The 20373-nt window shown below is 58.2% G+C and carries 19 protein-coding genes; 13 read left to right on the top strand and 6 right to left on the bottom strand.

The features are described 5' to 3' along the window. The first annotated feature begins 60 nt into the window (after positions 1-60). On the top strand, positions 61-2340 hold the full coding sequence (locus NX84_RS08575) for a polyribonucleotide nucleotidyltransferase (RefSeq protein ID WP_039675853.1): 2280 nt from the start codon (positions 61-63) through the stop codon (positions 2338-2340). An 87-nt stretch (positions 2341-2427) separates the two neighbouring features. On the opposite strand, the gene NX84_RS08570 is transcribed toward NX84_RS08575, so the two are convergent. Next, complete coding sequence (locus NX84_RS08570) at positions 2428-3096, bottom strand: AMIN-like domain-containing (lipo)protein (protein ID WP_174519866.1); 669 nt, start codon at positions 3094-3096, stop codon at positions 2428-2430. Between the two features lie 303 nt (positions 3097-3399). Next, positions 3400-4668, bottom strand: coding sequence for an HNH endonuclease signature motif containing protein (locus NX84_RS08565; protein ID WP_039675851.1), 1269 nt, complete (start codon positions 4666-4668; stop codon positions 3400-3402). A gap of 316 nt (positions 4669-4984) precedes the next feature. Between NX84_RS08565 and dapB the strand changes: the two genes are divergently transcribed. The 7 genes from dapB to NX84_RS08530 all read left to right on the top strand — a co-directional run bounded on the left by dapB (position 4985) and on the right by NX84_RS08530 (position 14867). Then, a complete protein-coding gene (dapB, locus tag NX84_RS08560; RefSeq protein WP_039675849.1) occupies positions 4985-5731 on the top strand; it encodes a 4-hydroxy-tetrahydrodipicolinate reductase in 747 nt (248 codons plus the stop codon). Beyond that, positions 5731-6480, top strand: a complete 750-nt coding sequence (gene thyX / locus NX84_RS08555; protein ID WP_039675847.1) for an FAD-dependent thymidylate synthase — start codon at positions 5731-5733, stop codon at positions 6478-6480. Before dapB ends, thyX begins: the two co-directional genes overlap by 1 nt. Before the next feature lie 70 nt (positions 6481-6550). Further along, the gene (dapA, locus tag NX84_RS08550) at positions 6551-7459 is read left to right on the top strand and encodes a 4-hydroxy-tetrahydrodipicolinate synthase (protein ID WP_039675845.1); all 909 of its coding nucleotides are present in this window, start codon (positions 6551-6553) and stop codon (positions 7457-7459) included. A 2-nt stretch (positions 7460-7461) separates the two neighbouring features. Further along, positions 7462-9558: a ribonuclease J gene (locus NX84_RS08545; protein WP_082013941.1), complete on the top strand. Its 2097-nt coding sequence runs from the start codon at positions 7462-7464 to the stop codon at positions 9556-9558. 42 nt (positions 9559-9600) lie between these two features. Then, positions 9601-10239 carry a TIGR03085 family metal-binding protein gene (locus tag NX84_RS08540; protein ID WP_039675844.1) on the top strand — a complete coding sequence of 213 codons (639 nt, stop codon included), beginning with the start codon at positions 9601-9603 and terminating at the stop codon, positions 10237-10239. Positions 10240-10316: 77 nt separating this feature from the next. After that, positions 10317-13568, top strand: a complete 3252-nt coding sequence (locus NX84_RS08535) for a DNA translocase FtsK (protein ID WP_039675842.1) — start codon at positions 10317-10319, stop codon at positions 13566-13568. 180 nt (positions 13569-13748) lie between these two features. Then, positions 13749-14867 (top strand): TerC family protein, encoded by a 1119-nt coding sequence (locus tag NX84_RS08530; RefSeq protein ID WP_039675840.1) that lies wholly within the window; start codon positions 13749-13751, stop codon positions 14865-14867. 54 nt (positions 14868-14921) lie between these two features. Here the strand turns inward: NX84_RS08530 and NX84_RS08525 are convergent, their stop codons facing one another. Next, positions 14922-15212: a YciI family protein gene (locus NX84_RS08525; RefSeq protein WP_039675838.1), complete on the bottom strand. Its 291-nt coding sequence runs from the start codon at positions 15210-15212 to the stop codon at positions 14922-14924. Between the two features lie 116 nt (positions 15213-15328). Between NX84_RS08525 and pgsA the strand changes: the two genes are divergently transcribed. The 4 genes from pgsA to NX84_RS08505 all read left to right on the top strand — a co-directional run bounded on the left by pgsA (position 15329) and on the right by NX84_RS08505 (position 17776). Beyond that, positions 15329-15937, top strand: a complete 609-nt coding sequence (gene pgsA, locus NX84_RS08520; RefSeq protein WP_169744713.1) for a CDP-diacylglycerol--glycerol-3-phosphate 3-phosphatidyltransferase — start codon at positions 15329-15331, stop codon at positions 15935-15937. Beyond that, positions 15927-16403: a CinA family protein gene (locus tag NX84_RS08515; protein WP_039675836.1), complete on the top strand. Its 477-nt coding sequence runs from the start codon at positions 15927-15929 to the stop codon at positions 16401-16403. The genes pgsA and NX84_RS08515 overlap by 11 nt, the downstream gene beginning before the upstream one ends. A gap of 45 nt (positions 16404-16448) precedes the next feature. Further along, entirely contained in the window at positions 16449-16799 is a 351-nt protein-coding gene (locus NX84_RS08510; RefSeq protein ID WP_039675834.1) for a helix-turn-helix domain-containing protein, read from the top strand. Positions 16800-16939: 140 nt separating this feature from the next. Next, complete coding sequence (locus NX84_RS08505) at positions 16940-17776, top strand: PspA/IM30 family protein (protein WP_039675832.1); 837 nt, start codon at positions 16940-16942, stop codon at positions 17774-17776. Positions 17777-17789: 13 nt separating this feature from the next. On the opposite strand, the gene NX84_RS08500 is transcribed toward NX84_RS08505, so the two are convergent. The 3 genes from NX84_RS08500 to NX84_RS08490 are packed head-to-tail and all read right to left on the bottom strand — an operon-like array spanning position 17790 to position 19701. After that, the gene (locus tag NX84_RS08500; protein WP_039675831.1) at positions 17790-18404 is read right to left on the bottom strand and encodes an energy-coupling factor transporter transmembrane component T family protein; all 615 of its coding nucleotides are present in this window, start codon (positions 18402-18404) and stop codon (positions 17790-17792) included. A 4-nt stretch (positions 18405-18408) separates the two neighbouring features. Continuing rightward, entirely contained in the window at positions 18409-19101 is a 693-nt protein-coding gene (locus tag NX84_RS08495; protein WP_039675829.1) for an energy-coupling factor ABC transporter ATP-binding protein, read from the bottom strand. 9 nt (positions 19102-19110) lie between these two features. Next, positions 19111-19701 (bottom strand): biotin transporter BioY, encoded by a 591-nt coding sequence (locus tag NX84_RS08490; RefSeq protein ID WP_039675827.1) that lies wholly within the window; start codon positions 19699-19701, stop codon positions 19111-19113. Between the two features lie 111 nt (positions 19702-19812). On the opposite strand from NX84_RS08490, the gene NX84_RS08485 reads away from it, so the two are divergent. Then, positions 19813-20301, top strand: a complete 489-nt coding sequence (locus tag NX84_RS08485) for a hypothetical protein (protein ID WP_126297612.1) — start codon at positions 19813-19815, stop codon at positions 20299-20301. The last annotated feature ends 72 nt before the right edge of the window (positions 20302-20373 follow it).

Below are 20373 nucleotides of genomic sequence, written 5' to 3'. Positions count from 1 at the left end.
TACCGAATCGAAGAGGCGGCACCGAAGATCGCCAGGACACCTCCAAGGAGAGTCACAAACATGAGCGCTAGAAACGCTAAAAACACCAAGCACACTGCCAACAACACCGTCGAATTCGCTATCGACGATGACTATGGCATTACCGAAGCCATCGCCACACTGGACAATGGCGACTTTGGAACCCGCACCATTCGCTTTGAGACGGGCCAGCTCGCCCGTCAGGCCGGTGGTTCCGTAACCACGTACCTGGATGAGGACACCATGCTCCTGTCCACCACCACGGCTTCCAACCAGCCGCGCGAAGGTTTCGACTTCTTCCCGCTGACCGTGGACGTCGAGGAGCGCATGTACGCAGCAGGCAAGATCCCAGGCTCCTTCTTCCGCCGGGAGGGCCGCCCCTCCACTGAGGCTATCCTGGCATGCCGCCTCATTGACCGCCCGTTGCGTCCGACCTTTGTGAAGGGCCTGCGCAACGAGGTTCAGGTTGTCGTCACGGTTCTCTCCATGGACCCGGAAGAGTACTACGACGTGGTTGCCATCAATGGTGCTTCTGCCTCTACCCAGCTCTCCGGCCTGCCGGTCTCCGGTCCTGTGGGAGGTGTGCGCATGGCACTCATTGCTGATGACAAGCACCCGAAGGGCCAGTGGGTAGCCTTCCCGAACAACGAGCAGCATGAGCGCGCCCTGTTTGAGATGGTCGTTGCCGGCCGCATTGTCAAGAAGGGCAACAAGGACGATGTCGCCATCATGATGGTGGAGGCAGGCGCCGGCGTGAACGTGGCTGAACGCATCAAGGAAGGCGCCCCGGCACCCCAGGAATCCACCGTGGCCGAGGGCTTGGAAGCTGCCAAGCCCTTCATTAAGACGCTGTGTGAGGCTCAGGCAGGTTTGGCTGAGCGCGCCGCGAAGGAGACCCAGGAGTTCTCGCTCTTCCCGGCCTACAGCGAGGATGTATACGAGGCAGTGGAGAAGGCAGCCTCCAAGAAGCTGCAGAAGCTGCTCACCATTCCGGGTAAGCAGGACCGTGATGATGCAACGAACGAGTACATGGAGCAGGTTGAAGCCGATCTCCTTGACGAGTTCGATGACCTTGAGGAGGCGGATGCCTCCAAGCAGATCCGTAACGCCTTCAACGCTGTGATGAAGGATATCGTCCGTAACAAGATCCTCACTGAAGGCTTCCGCATTGATGGTCGTGGTGTTACTGACCTGCGTGACCTCGGCGTGGAGGTGGATCTCATCCCGCGTGCCCACGGCTCCTCCCTATTTGAGCGTGGCGAGACTCAGATCCTAGGTGTCACCACCCTGGACATGCTCAAGATGGAGCAGCAGATTGACTCCCTGACCCCGGTGGAGTCCAAGCGCTACATGCACCACTACAACTTCCCGCCATACTCCACGGGTGAGACCGGCCGCGTGGGTTCCCCGAAGCGCCGCGAGATTGGTCATGGTGCGCTGGCTGAGCGTGCTTTGCTGCCGGTTATCCCGTCCCGTGAGGACTTCCCGTACGCTATCCGCCAGGTCTCCGAGGCTCTGGGTTCCAACGGTTCAACTTCCATGGGTTCGGTGTGTGCCTCCACCTTGTCCCTGTACAACGCAGGTGTTCCGCTCAAGGCTCCGGTGGCGGGCATCGCCATGGGCCTTGTCTCCGGTGAGGTTAAAGGTAAGGAGAAGTTCGTTGCGCTGACCGATATCCTCGGCGCCGAGGACGCTTTCGGCGACATGGACTTTAAGGTCGCAGGTACCTCCGAATTCATCACCGCTCTGCAGCTGGACACCAAGCTGGATGGCATTCCATCGCACGTGCTTGCCGACGCCCTCGAGCAAGCCCGCGATGCCCGCTCCGCCATCCTCGAAACCATGGCTGAGGTTATCGAAGGACCGGACGAGATGTCTGGCCTTGCCCCGCGTATCACCTCGGTGACCATCCCGGTCAACAAGATTGGTGAGCTCATCGGTCCGAAGGGTAAGACCATCAACACCATTACCGAGGAAACCGGCGCTGATGTCTCTATCGAGGAAGACGGCACCGTTTACGTCTCCGCTGCTACCGGCGAGGCTGCTGAGGCCGCCATCGAGCGCGTCAACAGCATTGCCAATCCGCAGCTACCCAAGGTCGGCGAGCGTTTCCTCGGCACCGTGGTGAAGACCGTGGCCTTCGGCGCCTTCGTATCCCTGACCCCGGGCCGCGACGGCTTGGTGCACATCTCGAAGCTGGGCGGCGATGAGCGTATCGAAAAGGTCGAAGACGTGGTCAACGTCGGCGACAAGATCCAGGTCGAGATCGCGGACATCGATAACCGCGGCAAGATTTCCCTGGTCCCGGTTGAGGAAGACTAATTCCCAAACCTCATAAGCCAGAGCCCCGCTCTCCAGCTCGTTCATGGGCTGCGATGGCGGGGCTCTTAGCTTGTTGGGTGCTAGCTGCTAGTCCTGGAAATCAAGTACAAGTCGTTTGGGGTCCTCGAGAAATGTCACCGAGTACGGAGTCCTCTTCTGCAGACCAATGATGAATTGCGATTGTGACTCAAATGAGGTGGTGTAGACCACTTCGCTCACGACTCCAGTTCCAGGAGTAGTTCCCTGCTGAATATGCCGTTCCTCGAGTTCAGGCGTAGATGGCCAAGGAGTTCCCTCGATTCCGACGTCGAGAAAAGCATTTCCTTCTGCCTCAACCGGGTAACCGGAGGCCTGTTGAGTTGGGCTGTCTGTGTAGGTGGTAAACCAGCCCGGTTCGCCGTTTCCTTCGAGATCAATGACTACGCGGGTAAACCCATCGTGGGCACCCACACGCACATTAGTAGGCGTGAGATCTCCCAGGCGTTCGGGCATGTGATGCTGATTTTCCAGCGCTGCTGTACCCATGCCCGCAAACTGTGCTGAAGTCGTTGCCTGCGAGCTGCTTTGCGCTCCCGAGTCCTCTGGGGTCACTTTTTCACTGGCTGGAGCTTCAGCAACTCGCGGACTGGATTCAACCGAACTAAAGGCAGGTGAATTTGTGGTGTCCGAACCACCATCAGAGCATGCGGTGATGGTCAACGCACATCCGGCAATGATGACCCCGATGACGGTGGTCGGTGCAATAGAGCGAGTCATATTTTCCCTTCAGCTGTGACAGTAGGATCCAGCTTCCTAGACCATCATAATGAGCAGCAGCACGTAGGCATCCCTGCTTAACATCCCGCCGGGCATTCTCCGGCCGGCTAGCCTCCCTAACTCTTAAAAGTTCCGCCCAAGAATCTGCGCCGACTTTTTACCGTTAGGGAGGCTTTTCTCTATCTCCCTCCGGCCCTCGGCTCCCGCGACCCTTCGTCGTTTGATTCGACGAGACTTTTTCGAGTCCTGAGCTATTGAGCAAGTTCTCGGATTGTCTTCGTCGTTTCATTCGACGGCTGGGGTTTAGAAGGGGATGTCGTCGGTGGTGTCAGTGTTTTCGCCGGTTTGAGCTTCTGTTTCTTCTGCTTGGGTTTGTTGTTGGTGGTAGTCGTCGAGAGCTTGTTTGAGTCTTTGAGCTTCTTCTCTAATGCGCTTGCGGGTGGTGGTGATGTGTTGGCCAACGGTTTGGGCCCAGCGTTTTTGTTTAGGTGCTAGGGGTCCTTCTGGCTCGGTGATACACCAGGTGCCGTCTTGAAATAGCCAGATAATATCCCCGCTATTTGGGTCCAGAAGGTAGTGAAGAGTGCCATCAGTTTTCATGTTGTGATGCTTCTGGCACAAACACGCCAAGTTACTGGGGTGAGTGGCACCACCATCGGCATAGTTGTGCCGGTGGTCAAGCTGAGTGTGGTGGGCTGGTTCAGTGCATCCGTCGATGCGGCAGGTGCCGTCTCTGCCTTCGACTTCTTTGCGCATTCCCACACCCGGGCGATAGGAATCTGTTTCCTCACTAGGTTTAGAAAGGTCGCGTTGTTTATCGTGTGGCATGGGGGTGGCTTTCCACCCAAAACCCTCAACATAGGTTGGGGCGTTGTCAACATCGCAGGCTCTATAAGTATTGAGGATAACGGTTGCCGGTGGGGTGATTTCACCGCTGAGAAGTTTCTTTACGGCCTCGGTAAGGCTTAGGCCTTTATGGGCGGCGGTTTTACGGATGAAGGCATCGAGTTTGATGCCGGTATTCTCATCGACTCCAAGTTCAAGCCACGCAGTAGTGCCATTGGAGTAAAACGTGTAGGTATCTTTCGGGCGGGTGTCCCGATAGGCGATGGTGTCATCGAGTGCTTTGCATAAGTCGCGGACTTTGCGTCTTATTTGGGCGCGGGTAGGAAAAGCCTGGTTGGGTTTGGTGGGGGTGAAATAGTCTGCCAGCATGCCATCAATGAGCGTAAATGTGGCAGTAGTAGGCCCGGCAAGGGCTGACATGGGTTGGTCAATAGCGATAAGCGATTCGATATCAAGCACATAGTGCTCTTCTTGCACGGCCTTGACCTTCGGCAGGGTATCCAGCCGGTGGAGGGCTCTAAGGCCTGCTTTGATGTGTCCTTCGGTTAGTGCCCAGGCGTTGACGAGGCTCAGTGCTGTGGTGTCGATATCGTCTTCAAGCTGTGGTTTACCACTAAGCCAGGCCTGGTAGGTGGCTTTCCTGGCAATGCTGCGGGCAACGGCGTGTGGGTTATGAGGGTTGGTAATACTAAAGAAGGCGTCCGGCAGGATGGTGGTGGTGCTCATTGACGTATCCCCGAAAATAATCTAGTTAGAAGAAGTGTTCTAAACCCAATCCTAGTGCCAACGCATTTCGAGGTCTATAGCCTGCGGGGATAAACTTCACAAATCAAGATACGTGGGGGTGTCAAGCAGTGCTTTAGGTTGTGTGTTCGACTCTTACCGAACTGGGGGTATAGGTTTTACTCATACACAACAACGGGGGTAGGTGAATGGTGTAGGCGAGGGGAGTTAGCGCCGCGTGCCCCGTTCTGAGCCCTGGATGTCGACAGGGATAGACTGGTCATGGCTAACAGAACGAACACAGATGAAGGGATTGTGAATGACTATCAAGGTGGGTGTCCTCGGCGCTAAGGGCCGCGTGGGACAAGCAATCGTGGAGGGCGTCAACACTGCAGAGGATCTGGAGCTTGTTGCTGAAATCGATCGCGATACTCCGCTTGAGAAGCTAGTCGAAGCTGGCGCGCAGGTAGCCGTTGACTTCACCCAGCCTGCTTCCGTTATGGGCAACCTTGAATTCTGTACTCAGCATGGCATTCACGCCGTCGTGGGGACCACGGGCTTCGACGCCGAGCGTCTGGCGCAAGTGGAGGAATGGACGAAGGAGGACGGTGCGGGCCACGTGTTGATCGCTCCCAACTTTGCTATTTCGGCTGTGCTGACCATGGTCTTCGCGGCGCAAGCTGCGAAATTCTTCGACAGCGCTGAGGTGGTTGAGTATCACCACCCGAACAAGCTCGATGCGCCGTCCGGCACCGCAGTTCACACCGCACAAGGTATTGCGAATGCACGCAAGGAAGCAGGTCTTGATGCCATGCCGGACAAGACCGAGCAGTCCCTCGACGGAGCACGCGGCGCGGATGTTGACGGCGTCCATGTTCACGCAGTCCGCATGCAAGGAATGGTGGCGCATGAAGAAGTTATCTTCGGTACCCAGGGCCAGTCGCTGACGATCCGTCAAGATTCTTATGACCGTTCCTCTTTCACTCCAGGCGTGCTCATGGGTGTGCGGGAAATCGCGTCCCACCCGGGGCTTACCGTGGGCCTGGAAAAGTACTTGGAGCTGTAATGGCTAAGGTCACTGAGCTTGATGTCCAGCTCATCGCGGCCACTGTTTTCCACGCGCCGCAGGGAGTGGACTGGGAGGTGGACGGGGAGGCGTCGGAAAGCGAGGCTCTTGTCGAGTTCGCTGGGCGAGCTTGTTACGAGTCCTTCGATAAGCCGAACCCACGAACTGCTTCGAACCAGGCTTATCTGCATCACATCCTCGAGGTTGGGCATGATGCACTGCTCGAGCACGCAACCGCGACGCTGTATATCCGTGGTTTGTCGCGTTCCGCAACACACGAGCTAGTTCGCCACCGACATTTCTCTTTTTCGCAACTCTCGCAGCGCTTTGTTCATTCTGAAGAGGCTGAAGTGGTGCTGCCGAAACTCATCGCGGAGGATGAACAGCTCACACGCCTGACTCTGCAGGCGGCGGACGATGCTCGTTTTGTCTATGAAGAGCTCCTCGATGCTCTTGAATCGAAGCTCGAGCAGGAACCGAATGCATTGCTGCGCAAGAAGCAGGCACGCCAGGCCGCCCGTGCAGTGCTACCCAACCTGACGGAGTCTCGCATCGTCGTGACCGGCAACTACCGGGCGTGGCGTCACTTTATCGGCGCGCGGGCGACGGAACAGGCGGATACGGAGATGCGGCAGCTAGCGGTGGCATGTCTGAAGCTGTTGAGGAAGCAATCGCCGGTGCTTTTCGACGATTTCAATATCACCACCCTGAGCGATGGCACCGAAATGGCGTCGAGTCCTTACGCCTAAGGAGAAATTTAAGACTCGCGCAACGCCCCGATTCAGCTAAGAAGGTGCAAAGCGGGTAATCTTGACGCCTATGAGCACAGGTATGACAGCACAGACAGGCGTCGACACTTTCGGACGCGTGGGCGTAGCGATGGTCACCCCGTTTGACCAGGACGGTGCGCTAGACGTGTCTGCGGGGCGTCGCCTAGCAGCTCATCTCGTTGATAACGGCGTCGACTCGCTGATCCTGTCGGGTACTACGGGCGAGTCACCTACGACGTCGTTGGATGAAAAGCTGGAGCTGTTTGCGGCTGTGAAGGAAGAGGTAGGGGACCGAGCCACCCTCTGTGCTGGTGCGGGAACCAACAACACCGCTACCAGCGTCGAGGCGGCACGCGCCTTTGCTGATGCAGGTGCGGATAGCCTTTTGGTGGTTACCCCGTACTACTCCAAGCCCTCCCAGGCCGGTGTGTACGCGCACTTCACTGCCGTGGCTAACGCCGTGGATCTTCCGATTTGTCTGTACGACATTCCTGGCCGCTCGGGCATCCCGATCGAAACGGAGACGATTCTCCGTCTCGCGGAGGTGCCGAACATTCAGGCCGTCAAGGACGCTAAGGGCGACCTTGTTGCGGCCGCACCGCTTATCCAGGAGACCGGTTTGGCATGGTACTCCGGGGATGATGGCCTCAACCTGCCCTGGCTAGCCCTTGGCGCATCGGGTGTCATTTCCGTGATTGGTCACCTCGCACCGCGCGCCCTGGCTGATCTCTACGTGGCCTTCGATGAAGGTGATATCGCACGTGCACGAGAGATTAACGCGAAAACTTTAACCCCGCTCATCCAGGCGCAAGGCCGTCTGGGCGGAGCAACTCTTGTTAAGGCTGCCCTGCGTCTGCAGGGTATTGAAGTAGGGGACCCTCGCCTTCCGGTATCCGCGGCTGACGCGGAGGAGGTTGAGGCTCTCCGCCACGATTTGGAGAAGGCTGGAGTCCTTTAAGAATGACTGAATCCCGTAACCGCTCCCGCAAGGTAACCCGCAAGGCGGGCCCGCCTGCGGAGACTGAGACCGCCTCGAATGAGGCGGCTTCGCCGGTTTTCCAAGCGCCGAATGAATCGGCTGCGACTGGCACTAATTCGAACGAGTCTGATAACTCGAATAACTCAAATTCTGAGGACGGCAACCGCCGCTCCCGCTCCCGTGGTTCCCGCGGCGGCCGTGGCCGCGACCGCGGTGGCAATGGCGGCGCTAACAACAACGGTAACAACGGCAATAACAATGGTGGTCGCAACAACGGCCGCAACCGGAATAACAACCGTGGTCGCCGCAATGTGCCTAAATCCATGCAGGGCGCGGACCTGACCAAGCGTTTGCCGGAACCTCCAAAGCAGCAAAAGGATGCCCTGCGCATTTACGCTCTGGGTGGTATCTCTGAGATCGGTCGCAACATGACCGTCTTTGAGTACCAAGATGAACTGCTCATCATCGACTGCGGTGTGCTTTTCCCGTCCTCCGGTGAGCCGGGCGTGGATCTTATCCTGCCGGACTTTGGTCCGATTGAGAAGAAGATTCACAAGGTCAAGGCCCTCGTGGTGACTCACGCGCACGAGGATCACATTGGCGCTATCCCGTGGCTTTTGAAGCTGCGCCCGGATATCCCGATCGTGGCATCGCGCTTCACCATCGCGCTCATCGCTGCAAAGTGTAAGGAGCACCGCCAGAAGCCGAAGTTCGTGGAAGTCAACGAGAAGTCTGATGTGAACTACGGCCCGTTCCGCTGCCGCTTCTGGGCGGTGAACCACTCGGTCCCGGATGCACTTGGTGTCATGCTTGGTACTCCGGCAGGCAATATCATTCACACCGGTGATATCAAGCTGGACCAGACCCCGCTGGATAACCGCCCGACTGACCTCCCGGCACTGTCGCGCTACGGTGATGAGGGCGTGGACCTCATGCTGTGTGACTCCACCAACGCCAACATCCCGGGTGTTTCTGCCTCTGAAGGTGACATTCCGGCGACCTTTAAGCGTTTGGTTTCTGGAGCCAAGCAGCGCGTGATCATCGCGTCCTTCGCGTCGAACGTGTACCGCGTGCAGGCGGCTATCGACGCTGCCGTGGCTGCCGGCCGAAAGGTGGCCTTCAACGGGCGTTCCATGATGCGCAACATGGAAATCGCGGAAAAGATGGGCTTCCTCAAGGTTCCGCGCGGCACCATCATTCCGATCGATGAGGCAGCCAAGATGGCTCCGCACAAGGTTCTGCTCATCACCACGGGTACCCAGGGCGAGCCGATGGCTGCTTTGTCCCGCATGGCCCGTCGCGAGCACCGTCAGATCACGGTCCGTGATGGTGACCTCATCATCTTCTCCTCCTCGCTCATTCCGGGTAATGAGGAGGCAGTATTCGGTGTCATCAACATGCTGTCCCAGATTGGTGCTGAAGTTATCACCAACAAGGAAGCCAAGGTTCACGCCTCCGGCCACGGCTACGGTGGTGAGCTGCTGTTCCTGTACAACGCAGCACGCCCGAAGAATGCCATGCCGGTTCACGGCGAATGGCGCCACTTGCGCGCGAACAAGGAGCTCGCAATCTCCACGGGTGTTGCCCGTGATCGCGTAGTCCTTGCCCAGAACGGTGTCGTGGTTGACTTGCGCAATGGCCGCGCCGAGGTCGTCGGCCAGATCCAGGTGGGCAACCTTTACGTCGATGGCGTGTCCATGGGTGACGTCGACGCGGACACCTTGGCAGACCGCACCAACTTGGGTGCAGGAGGCGTGGTGTCGATTACCTGTGTCATCGACAACCGCACCTCGCGTCTGCTCGAGCACCCGACGGTATCCACTACCGGTTTCTCTGATGACGACCGTGGCATCGTGCCGGAGGTCGCAGAGATGGTGGAGAATACCATGAACGATCTCGCCGCAGAGGGCGAGAATGATACCTACCGTATGGTGCAGAAGATTCGCCGCAAGGTAGCGAAGCTCATGTCTTCGAAGTACAAGCGTGAGCCGGTTATCCTGCCGACGATCGTTCCGACCAACTCGGACATCCTGTTGCCGGACGACGACGAGGTGCTCGCCTCCCGCGAGTCGCTCTAAAACAGCTACAACTGCGCCCCAGCGTTCCTGCCATCGGTAGGTATGCTGGGGCGCATGTCGTTTTCATCTGCTGAGCGCGCCAAGATGGTGGCGCTGTTTCATGAGTTAGGCCCCGACGTGCCCACGCTGTGTGAAGGGTGGACTACCCGTGATCTCGCTGCACACTTGTGGGTGCGCGAAAACCGTCTTGATGCTTCCGCTGGGCTCTTCGTTCCGGCTCTCTCTTCGCGCCTTGAGAAGGCGACGGAGGAAGCGCTAAAACGCGATTTTGACGAGCTGGTGGATGACTGGGGGAGTGGGGCAAGCAAACTTAACCCTTTCCGCTACGCCGACAAGCTCGTTAACTCGGCTGAGCACTTTGTGCATCACGAGGACATTCGCCGCGCGAATGGACGCACCGAAGCGCGTGAGTTTTCCCATGCTGCGCAGAAAGAACTGCTTCTTACCTTGAAGACGATGGGGGCAGGGTTGCTATCAAAGTCGAGTCTTCCCGTGGTACTAGAACCGAGTGGTTTTCCGCCCATCGTGGCAGCGGATAAACATGGTGTCGCGGAGCAGGGCGACGCTGTCGTTCGTGTGCGTGGCACCGTGTCCGAAATCTTGTTGTGGGCGTTTGGGCGCGATGCTGCGCACGTCGAGATTGTGGGGGAGAAGAGCGCCATCACCAGGTCAAGTCTCTAGGCTGAACCTCCTGGAAATTTCGCCACACGCGTGTGGCTTATGTTGTTAATGGTGCATTTGCTACTAGAGTGGCAGACATGTCTGTCAAAAACGCTCCGTCTCGCGCTTCCGGTCGAGGTCGTGCCGCCGATCGCTCGCGGCCGTCCGGCCGAAGCAGTTACTCGCTGACGTCTGCAACTCGCGCTGCTGAGACCTCCGAAGAGAGGACCGGCAGCGCCTTTCGTGCCGTAGGGCGAGGCTTAGGAACCGTTTTTGGCGCAACCGCCCGCGGAATGGGTGGCATGGCGAGAGGCGTCGGCCATGGCTTGGCTGGTTTGAAACCGGCTGAATACAGTGATCGAGACGAGAATGTCTACGACGGTGACTATGATGCCTATGACGCTTATGAAGCAGAAGCGTACGAGGATTACGACGAGTTGAGGGAGTCAGGGGCAATTTCTGGGCGCGCGAAAAACAAGAAGGCTACGAACACCACACATGAAGCAGCGGCTAAGGCAGCGTCGAAGAAGAGCAAAGTGACCCGCGCGCGCGACGTTGATGGGGACGCAGCTACCACTGTCATGGATCGCCCGACGTCAACGGAGAAGAGCATCCGCATCTCAAACCCAGATGCTGTGGCTCTAGTGCTCATCGGCATCGCCATCATTCTGGCCTGTGCCACGTGGTTCCAGGTCGCGGGCATCATCGGTGAATACCTGACCGATGCCGTGCGCTACGTCATTGGCGCGGGTGCGTATGTCCTGCCTGTGGGCCTCCTGGCGGTCGCCATCGCGCTCATGATGGATTTTTCAGGCCCTGCCGGACATTTTAAGCCGCGTGTCGTGGGCGGAACGTCGCTCATCATCGTGTGCATGCTGAGCCTGATTCATATTTTCGCTGGCCTCCCTGACCTAACCTGGAAGAATAATGCGGCCGGTGAAGCAGGTGGCGCCATCGGCTTCGGAATCGGTGAGCTGCTCGTCGCGGCCTTTTCCAGCTATGTAGCCGTGCCTTTGTTGTTCCTGCTCATCGTGTATGGAGCGCTCAACGTCACCGGCATTACTCTGCGTGAAGCCTATGACTTCGTGGCAGCGCAGTTCTCCGGCCTAGTCGATGGTGTTCGTAACCGCAAGCAGGGCAGGGAAGAGGAGCTGCTTGACGACGTCCCCGAGGATGATTACGGCTACGTCACCGATGACATCGATGCGATTGCCGAGGGGCGCGAGCGCCCCGAACGCCAGTCTTATACTCCGCGTCCTCGACCGCGTCCGCGCCCCGCACAGGCTTATCCAGTAGCGGAGCCGGACGAGAATGCCACGGTGCCCTTCGATTCCGCGGCGTCCGCAAAGCCGGTGCAGAACGAGCCGGTTCAGCAAGAGCCAATCCAACACGGTCGTCCGTCCTTCGACTCTGAGCGCACGGCTCAGATTGATGACACTGATGAGTTCCCTGCTGTTCCGGAGCCAGAACCTCAACCGGCTCCGGCACCGAAGCCTGCTCCCAAGAAGCGTCCGCGTGTGGATGTCGGCGGGGCAGCCGGTGCGGCGCTCGGTGCGGCGGCAGCGGGGACGTCGGCAAGCGCGGCCCAAAAGGCTGCCGCTAGCGGTGATGTCGTCTCCGACGCGCATTCAGAAGCCGTGCGCCTCTTCCAGCAGCGTTCTGGACGCGATGCAACGACCGGCGCCAAGGTAGATGAAGAGCCGCCGGCACAGCAGGAAACCCCGGCAGAACCCATCGGTGCTGAAGACACAGCACTCGGCGGAGGCTACGACGTCCCGACGACGGACTTGCTCACTGCCGGAAAGCCAGCCAAGGCTCGTACCGAAGCCAACGACCGTATTATCGAGGCCATCACTGAGGTCTTCGAGGAGTTCAAGGTCAACGCCCAGGTCACTGGCTTTAGCCGTGGACCGACAGTCACGCGTTACGAGATCGAGCTGGGCCCAGGCGTGAAGGTTTCCAAGATCACGAACCTGCAGTCCAATCTGGCTTATGCCGTGGCAACAGATAACCTGCGCCTGTTGACGCCGATCCCGGGCAAGTCTGCCGTCGGTATCGAGGTGCCGAACGCTGACCGCGAGATGGTGCGCCTGCGCGATGTGCTCGATTCCCCAGCGTTGCGGGCTGACCACGACCCCATGCTTATTGGTTTGGGCAAGGATATCGAAGGCGAGTACACGTCCTTCTCTGTGAAGAAGATGCCGCACCTGCTTGTCGCCGGTGCTACTGGTTCCGGTAAATCGGCATTTGTGAACTCCATGCTCGTCTCGTTGCTCACGCGCGCGACGCCGGAAGATGTGCGCCTCATCCTCGTTGACCCGAAGATGGTGGAGCTCACGCCTTACGAGGGTATTCCGCACCTCATCACTCCGATCATTACGCAGCCGAAGAAGGCTGCGGCCGCTCTACAGTGGCTGGTGGAGGAAATGGAGCAGCGCTACATGGATATGCAGGCAGCTCGCGTGCGCAAGATTGAGGACTTCAACCGCAAGGTTCGCAGCGGAGAGTACCAGGCGCCGGCCGGATCGCAGCGAGAGATGCGCCCCTACCCGTACATCGTCTGCGTTGTCGACGAGCTGGCTGACCTCATGATGACGGCTCCGAAGGAGATTGAGGATTCCATCGTCCGCATCACTCAGAAGGCACGTGCGGCGGGTATCCACCTGGTGCTAGCAACGCAGCGTCCGTCCGTGGACGTGGTGACGGGCCTTATCAAGACCAACGTGCCCTCCCGTCTGGCGTTCGCAACCTCCTCGCTTACGGACTCCCGCGTCATCCTGGACCAGGGAGGCGCAGAGAAGCTCATTGGTATGGGCGATGGCCTCTTCATCCCGCAGGGCGGACGCCCGGTGCGTATGCAGGGTGCCTTCGTTTCCGACGAAGAGGTGCAGGCAGTTGTCGACGCCGCCAAGGCCCAGGGCACCCCGAACTACACCGAGGGCGTGACGGACGACAAGACCTCCGAGGCAAAAAAGGAGATTGACGAGGAGATCGGCAAGGACATGGACGACCTCCTCGAGGCCGTCGACCTTGTAGTCACCTCCCAGCTGGGCTCGACGTCTATGCTGCAGCGCAAGTTGCGTATCGGCTTCGCCAAGGCAGGTCGCCTCATGGACCTCATGGAATCCCGCGGAGTAGTGGGGCCGTCGGAAGGCTCGAAGGCTCGCGAGGTTCTGGTGAAGCCGGAAGAGCTCGACACCATCATCTGGATGATCAAGGGCGCTGATCCTGCCGAGGCTCCGAAGGAGATTCAGGACGCCGAGGCTGACAGTGATAGTGCAGATGCCTCGAGCGATGACGACACACGCACCGTCCAGATCAACGCCAACCCCTCTGCAGGTGCGTTCTAGATTCCGTGTAGGATAGGACAAGTCTTGGAGGGGAGTACCCCACTCTTCGGCGCTGATCGTCAACACGGCAACTGCGAGACAGTTCCCGGTCGCGTCGGCTAGCACTGCCTCCGTATGGAGGCTGCTAGCGGGGGAGACCTCCGGTCCTTGTAGCCACGCCGACCGGAGGGATAGGGCACTATGCACGTACCACTATGGGTCTGGGCCATCACCATCGCTGTGATCCTGGGCTTCTTTATCTTCGATTTCTACAGTCATGTTCGTTCACCACATGAGCCGACCATTAAGGAATCCGGCGGCTGGACCCTGTTTTACATGGCGATGGCCGTCGTCTTTGGCGGTGTCGTGTGGGTGTTGTGGGATAGCGAGCATGCAGCGCAGTTCTACACCGGCTGGGTAACGGAACAGGCGCTGAGTGTGGACAACCTGTTTGTCTTCTCTCTCATCATGGGGTCCTTCAAAATCCCGCGCAGGTACCAGCAGAAGGTGCTGCTCATTGGCATCGTGCTGGCGCTGATCTTCCGACTCGCCTTCATTTTGATGGGCGCGGCTATCATCGCTGCCTGGTCTGATGTCTTCTACATCTTCGCAATCTTCCTCATCTACACAGCGGTGAAGCTGCTCATTGATGAGATAAATGGCACGCCTGAGACCGATCCCAATGACATGCTGGTGGTTAAGTGGCTGCGCAAGGTGGTACACGTGACCCCGCGCTACCACGGCGACAAGCTCACTCACCGCGAAGAGTCCGGTGAAAAGAAGGGCAAGTTTGCCTTGACACCACTCTTTGTGGCCTTGGCGGCCATCGGGCTTATCGACGTCATGTTTGCCTTCGACTCCATCCCCGCCATCTATGGCATTACGTCGGAGCCCTTCCTGGTATTCACCACCAACGCGTTTGCCCTGATGGGGCTGCGCCAGATGTTCTTCCTCATTGATGGCCTGTTGGACCGCCTTGTTTACCTACCTTATGGCCTGGGTATTATCCTGCTCTTCATCGGCGTCAAGCTGCTGTTCCACGCCCTGCACGAAAACAACCTGCCATTCATTAACGGTGGCGAAAACGTCAGCGCGGTTCCGGAGATTACGACTCTTACCTCACTTTTGGTCATCGTCGGAGTTCTCGGCATCACGGTGTTGCTTTCGGTGTGGAGAGACAAGCGTGACCAAGCCCAGGGTGGTGTGGTTATTTCCCACAACCACTACGACTGGGATGATTTTGGCAACAAGATCGTCCGCAACAAGGAGGGTGAGCTCGTCGGCAAGGCGGACGAGCTTCCGAAGTCTGAGCTGCCCTAATGAGGCGTGTCAGCCAAGACCGACGCTCCAGGTATGACCGACTCGACGTGGGACCTAGAAGGAATTAATGACTGGGTTCCACTCGCGGAAGGCTCGGCCGGTGACCGCGCCTTCCGTGTAGAAGGGATCCTGGTCCATGAGCTCGATGACCTGAGCTACCTCGATGGACTCATCTTCAAATTGGAGCACGATGAGTGCGCCACCCTTGGAATCGGTGAACGGGCCGGAACCACAGATTTGGCCCTTCTCCTGCAACGCGCCGATGAACTCGCGGTGCTGAGGTCGGGTCTGGGCGATGATCGGGTTGTTGGGGTTGTACTCATAGGACACTGCGAAATACTTCATGTAGTCCATGCTAGTGCGCCCCGCATACGCGAGAAGGCGGTTAAGTGTGTGGGGGAGGCCGTGATACCTCGATTGTGACGTTGTGGCACTGAGTACGAGGTGCTCACGGTAGGATGATGGGCGTGAAGAATTCCCAGGATGCGCAAAACCAATCTCATGCCACGGATGTTAACCCCGAGGTATCCAATTGGAACCTGCCTAACATCCTGACGAGTGTGCGAATCCTTTTCATCCCACTTTTCGTGTGGCTCGTGCTTGGCGGGCACGACTGGTGGGCCTTCGGCTGTTTCGTGCTTCTTATGATCACGGACAAGCTGGACGGTGATATTGCGCGGTCGCGGGGTCTTGTCACCAACTTTGGAAAGATTGCTGATCCCATTGCGGATAAGGCGCTCATGACCGCGGCCTTTGTGTGCCTCAACATTATTGGCGTGTTGCCGGTGTGGGTGACCGTTCTGATTCTCGTTCGTGAGTTTGGCATTACGATCTGGCGCTTTGTCCTGCTGCGTCAAGGTAAGGTCGTGCCGGCTTCCCAAGGTGGAAAGCTCAAGACGGCACTGCAGACATTGGCGGTGGCACTCTACCTTTGCCCGCTGCCTAGCTGGATGGACCTCCCCAGCTTTATCGTTATGATCGCCGCTGTCATCGTCACCGTCGTCACGGGTATTCAGTACCTCGTCGACGGCTACAAAGAAAACAAGGCGGGGCACGCCAATGGGCGTTGAGAGCGACCTTGTCGCAGTACTTCGCGAACGCGGGGAGACAGTGGCGTTCTGTGAGTCCCTCACTGCCGGTCTCGCAGCGGCGAGTGTAGCTAGCGTGCCTGGGGCGTCTGCAGTTTTGCGCGGCGGGTTGGTCACGTATGCCACTGAGGTGAAGGCGCACTTCCTTCACACGTCGGTAGACTGCCTCGAAGAACAGGGAGTTGTCTCCGCAGACACGGCCGTGGAGATGGCACACGCAGCGTGTATGGAAACCGGCGCTGACTGGGGCATCGGGCTTACCGGCGTGGCTGGGCCAGACCTGCAGGAGGGAAAACCCGCGGGGACGGTGTATGTGGGGCTGTACGGGAGGGACGTCGTTAAGCGCGGCGTTCTCATCGAACTCGATGAGGGCGAAAGAAACGCCATTCGTTCGGCCGCTGTGGAGGCGGCCTTGAGCCTGCTTCTATCAACTTTTCAAGAAAAGTAGGCGATTGTGGGAACAAGAAGGGGCGCTCGGCCGTTATACCGAGTGATGAACACTTCAGTTGCACTTCTTGAAAAACCCACTCCGGCAGTTGCGCGGACCGCAGAGCGAGCTCCAGAGCCGCTTCTTCGTGAGGCGCTGGGGTTGACGCTGCGAGCCTTCCGTGCGGATAAAGGCGTGACCTTGCGTGAACTCGCAGGTGTGGCACGTGTGTCCCCGGGGTACCTTTCGGAGTTGGAGCGCGGACGCAAAGAGGTTTCCTCTGAGCTTCTGGCATCGGTGTGCCATGCGCTTGATGTCAGCGTGTCTGATGTCCTCATTGAGGCAGCCGGATACATGGCATTGCCGTCGATGGATGAAGAGCTAGCCTCCACTGCGCCGGCCGCATCGGAACTTTAAGCCCTATCCCACATCTGGATTTAATCGGCGACGCATTTCCATTGGCTTCGCTACTATTGGGCGGGTAGAACATCCACTCGGTGAGTGGCGTAAATTATCAACGTGAACATTCCTAACTGCTGAGAAAGGCATCTTCTGTCATGGCGAACCCATTCGTAAAGGCGTGGAAGTACTTGATGGCTCTCTTCGATTCCAAGATTGAGGAGAACGCGGATCCGAAGGTACAGATCGAGCAGGCCATCGAAGAAGCGCAGCGTCAGCACCAAGAGCTGTCCCAGCAGGCAGCTGCGGTCATTGGTAACCAGCGTCAGCTGGAGATGCAGCTCAACCGTCGCTTGAGCGAAATTGAGAAGCTGCAGCAGAATACCCGCAATGCCCTGAACCTCGCGGACAAGGCCCGCGCTGAGGGCGATGTACAGAAGGCTACGGAGTACGAGAATGCCGCTGAGGCTTTCGCCGCCCAGCTCGTGACTGCAGAACAGTCCGTGGAAGACACGAAGAAGCTGCACGATCAGGCACTACAGCAGGCAGATCAGGCTAAGAAGGCAGTCGAGCGCAATGGCATGGCCTTGCGTGAGAAGGTCAATGAGCGCTCGAAGCTGCTGTCCCAGCTGGAGCAGGCCAAGATGCAGGAGAAGGTCTCCGAGTCTCTGAACTCGATGAACGAGCTCACCGCTAACGGCAATTCTCCGTCCCTCGATGCTGTGCGCGACAAGATCGAGCGCCGTTACTCCAAGGCGCTGGGCCAGGCAGAGCTGGCTGAGAACTCCGTATCTAACCGCATGCAGGAAATTGAGCAGGCAGGCGTGCAACTGGCTGGCCACTCGCGCCTCGAGCAGATTCGCGCAGAGATGAACAGCACCAAGGCTGTGGAGGGTAACTCTCAGCAGGCTATTGGTGCGGGTGAGAACAACGCCCAGCCGAGCGCGGCCGATGATGCTGTCCAGGCCCGCCTGCGTGAGCTGCGTGGCGAGTAAGAGCTGAGATTTTCTAGTCGCCGACGCCGCGTGCGTGAAGGGCCTCGCCCATAGCGCGGGCGCGGCGAATAGAACGAATGATAACCGGGGTACCGAATGCGGTCAGTGAGGCCGTGGCACCCCGGGCTTTTCGTGCGTCAAGCACTTCGAGGACAGTGCCAAGCATGAGTGGCAGGAGGCGGATGGTGAGAGACATCGCCAGCGTGATGTTCTCTACGGGCACACCCAGTTTGCCAAGAGGTGCGAGAGCGCGGTCGAAGGAATCCATCATCTCCGAAACCTTCGTGGTGAGGGTTAGCAGCACGGCCGCAGTGACGGCCGCATAGACCGTAAGAAACATGATCGCAGCCGAGGTGAGATCTTTTTGCCACCACTGAAACGCCGCGAGCGCAACCAACAAATAGAGCGGGGGAGCGAGCTGACCTACTGCCACCCGGAGGGGGATGTGAGCGACAGGGAAGAGCACAAGAGGAATAGCAAGGCTTAAGGCTGCCCACGCAACCGTTTTCACCGCTAACGAGGTGACGAGGATGAAAGCGATAAGGGCGAGGAACTTCACCGCAGCAGGGATGCGGTGAATAATCGTGTCTGCGTCGACATAAAAGCCGAGTGGGATGTTCTTGGGCATATTCCTAGAGCGGGCGTGAGGCCATGAGTTCGGTGTAGAAGGGGATGACCTCATCGGGAGGGCCATCAGCGGCGACGTGATGATTATCGATGCATAGCATGCGGTCAAAGTCGGAGAGAAAATCGAGGTCGTGCGTCACCACAATCAGTTGCTGTTCGAGGCTTGCGAATTCGCGGCGAATGCGGTCGCGGTTACGTAAATCCAGCAATGTCGTGGGTTCATCGGCAATGATGACGGTGGGTTCCATGACGAGGACGGCAGCGAGGGCGAGCAGCTGCTTTTGCCCGCCCGACAGTGTGTGGGGAGATTGGTCAGACAGAGGGGTCAATCCAAAGCGATCAAGTACAGCATCGACCCGCGCAGTTCGTTCCTCCTTGGATAGTTTGAGCCTGCGCAGTGAAAAGTCCACGTCATCCCGTACATTTGGCATGACGATTTGGTTCTCTGCATCGGAGAAGACGAAACCCACCTTGCGGCGAACGTCTTTGCCGTGCTTGGCGACGTCCACCCCGTCCACCAGCACGCTTCCTTCCGTAGGCTCCCCGAGGCCGTTGATGAGGCGAACGAGGGTAGATTTGCCGCCGCCATTGGCGCCGATGATGCCGATACGCTGTTCGGTCAACGTCATCGAAACACTGTCAAGGACCTTCTTTTCGTCGAAGGAAACAGAAACGTTCTGAAAATCAATCTGAGGCACGGCGGCAGTTTAGTTCTGGGCTTGTAGCTGTGGTTTCTGAGTGCGGCGCCCCATGAGATCCGGGAAAGCGGCGTGGACACCGGCTGCGATGGCGACCATGATGGCTACCTTGATGAGGTCCGGAACGATGAATGGTCCTTGGGCCAGAATCGCGGCGCCAAAGGACATATCAGAGCGAACCATGAGACCGAGGCTGCCGCAGAGATACTGGATAGCAAGGCCAATGATGCCGGCGATAGCGAGCGTGACAATCATGCCGCCCTTATTCCGCGGTGCGCGGTAGGCGATGAGACCCGCGATGGCGGGGGCAATGATGTAGCCGACGAGGTATCCCACGGTGGGGCCGGCGATGGCACTGAGCGCGCTGCGGCCACCGGCCAAGATAGGAAGGCCTACCAGGCCGAGGGCCATAAAGAGGAGGCCAACGAAGAAGCCACGGCGACCGCCCAGGACGAGGCCGGCAAGAATAATGACGGCGTTCTGGATGACGATCGGCACGCCCGCGGTTGGGGTGGGGATAGACACAAACGCGAAAACGATGATGAGTGCGGTAAAGACCGCGACGTAGGCGATGTCGAGAGCAACAGAATTCTTTTTCATGGGCCAAAGTTTATCTAGTAGGAGAAGTTAGCAGCAAATGGGCACTTTTGAACACCGTTCAAGCTTGGCTTTTGGGCGGCGAAACTACCCCATACGGGGTACTCTCTGGGCATGACTAAACTACGGGCAATAAAGGTCGCGTGCAGCGGTGCTGTCATCGTTGCGACTTCGGTGGTGGTGTCGGGGTGTTCGCTCATTAACTCGGCAAACGTGATTGAGAACATCGATGCCGCTGCAGGCGTGGCCGACGGTGAAGTGGGAGAGGTCACGATGCCTGTCGGCGATATCTTCGATACCGAGTATCAGCGCGTGATTTTTATTTGCTCAGGTGCCACTGAATCCGATGTTGATGAAGCGAGTGGCGGAACCTGGCAGGGAGGCTCTGATGAAGATGATGAGTGGTATCCGCCATCGCGTGGCACCGTGGAGATTTATCGCGACACTGAAGGCTCGGGATTTTCCAAGTATGTCACCACTTTCGCTCCCGAAGACGATCTTGATGTGTGTCGAAACATGGGCGGTGTCGTTGCCGTACTGCCGGCAAGCGAAGAAGTGACCTTTGTGCGCTCCGAACAGGATGGCCCCTGGGTGAAGCAATAAGTGTTCGACATGCCAGGGTGGAGAGTCGCAAATCGAACACTTGTGTGTGTATTGTGTGAGGGGAGTCCGCTA

It is taken from the genome of Corynebacterium minutissimum, from assembly GCF_000805675.1.
Taxonomy (GTDB): Bacteria; Actinomycetota; Actinomycetes; order Mycobacteriales; family Mycobacteriaceae; genus Corynebacterium; species Corynebacterium minutissimum.
This window is presented reverse-complemented; position numbering and strand designations above follow the sequence as displayed.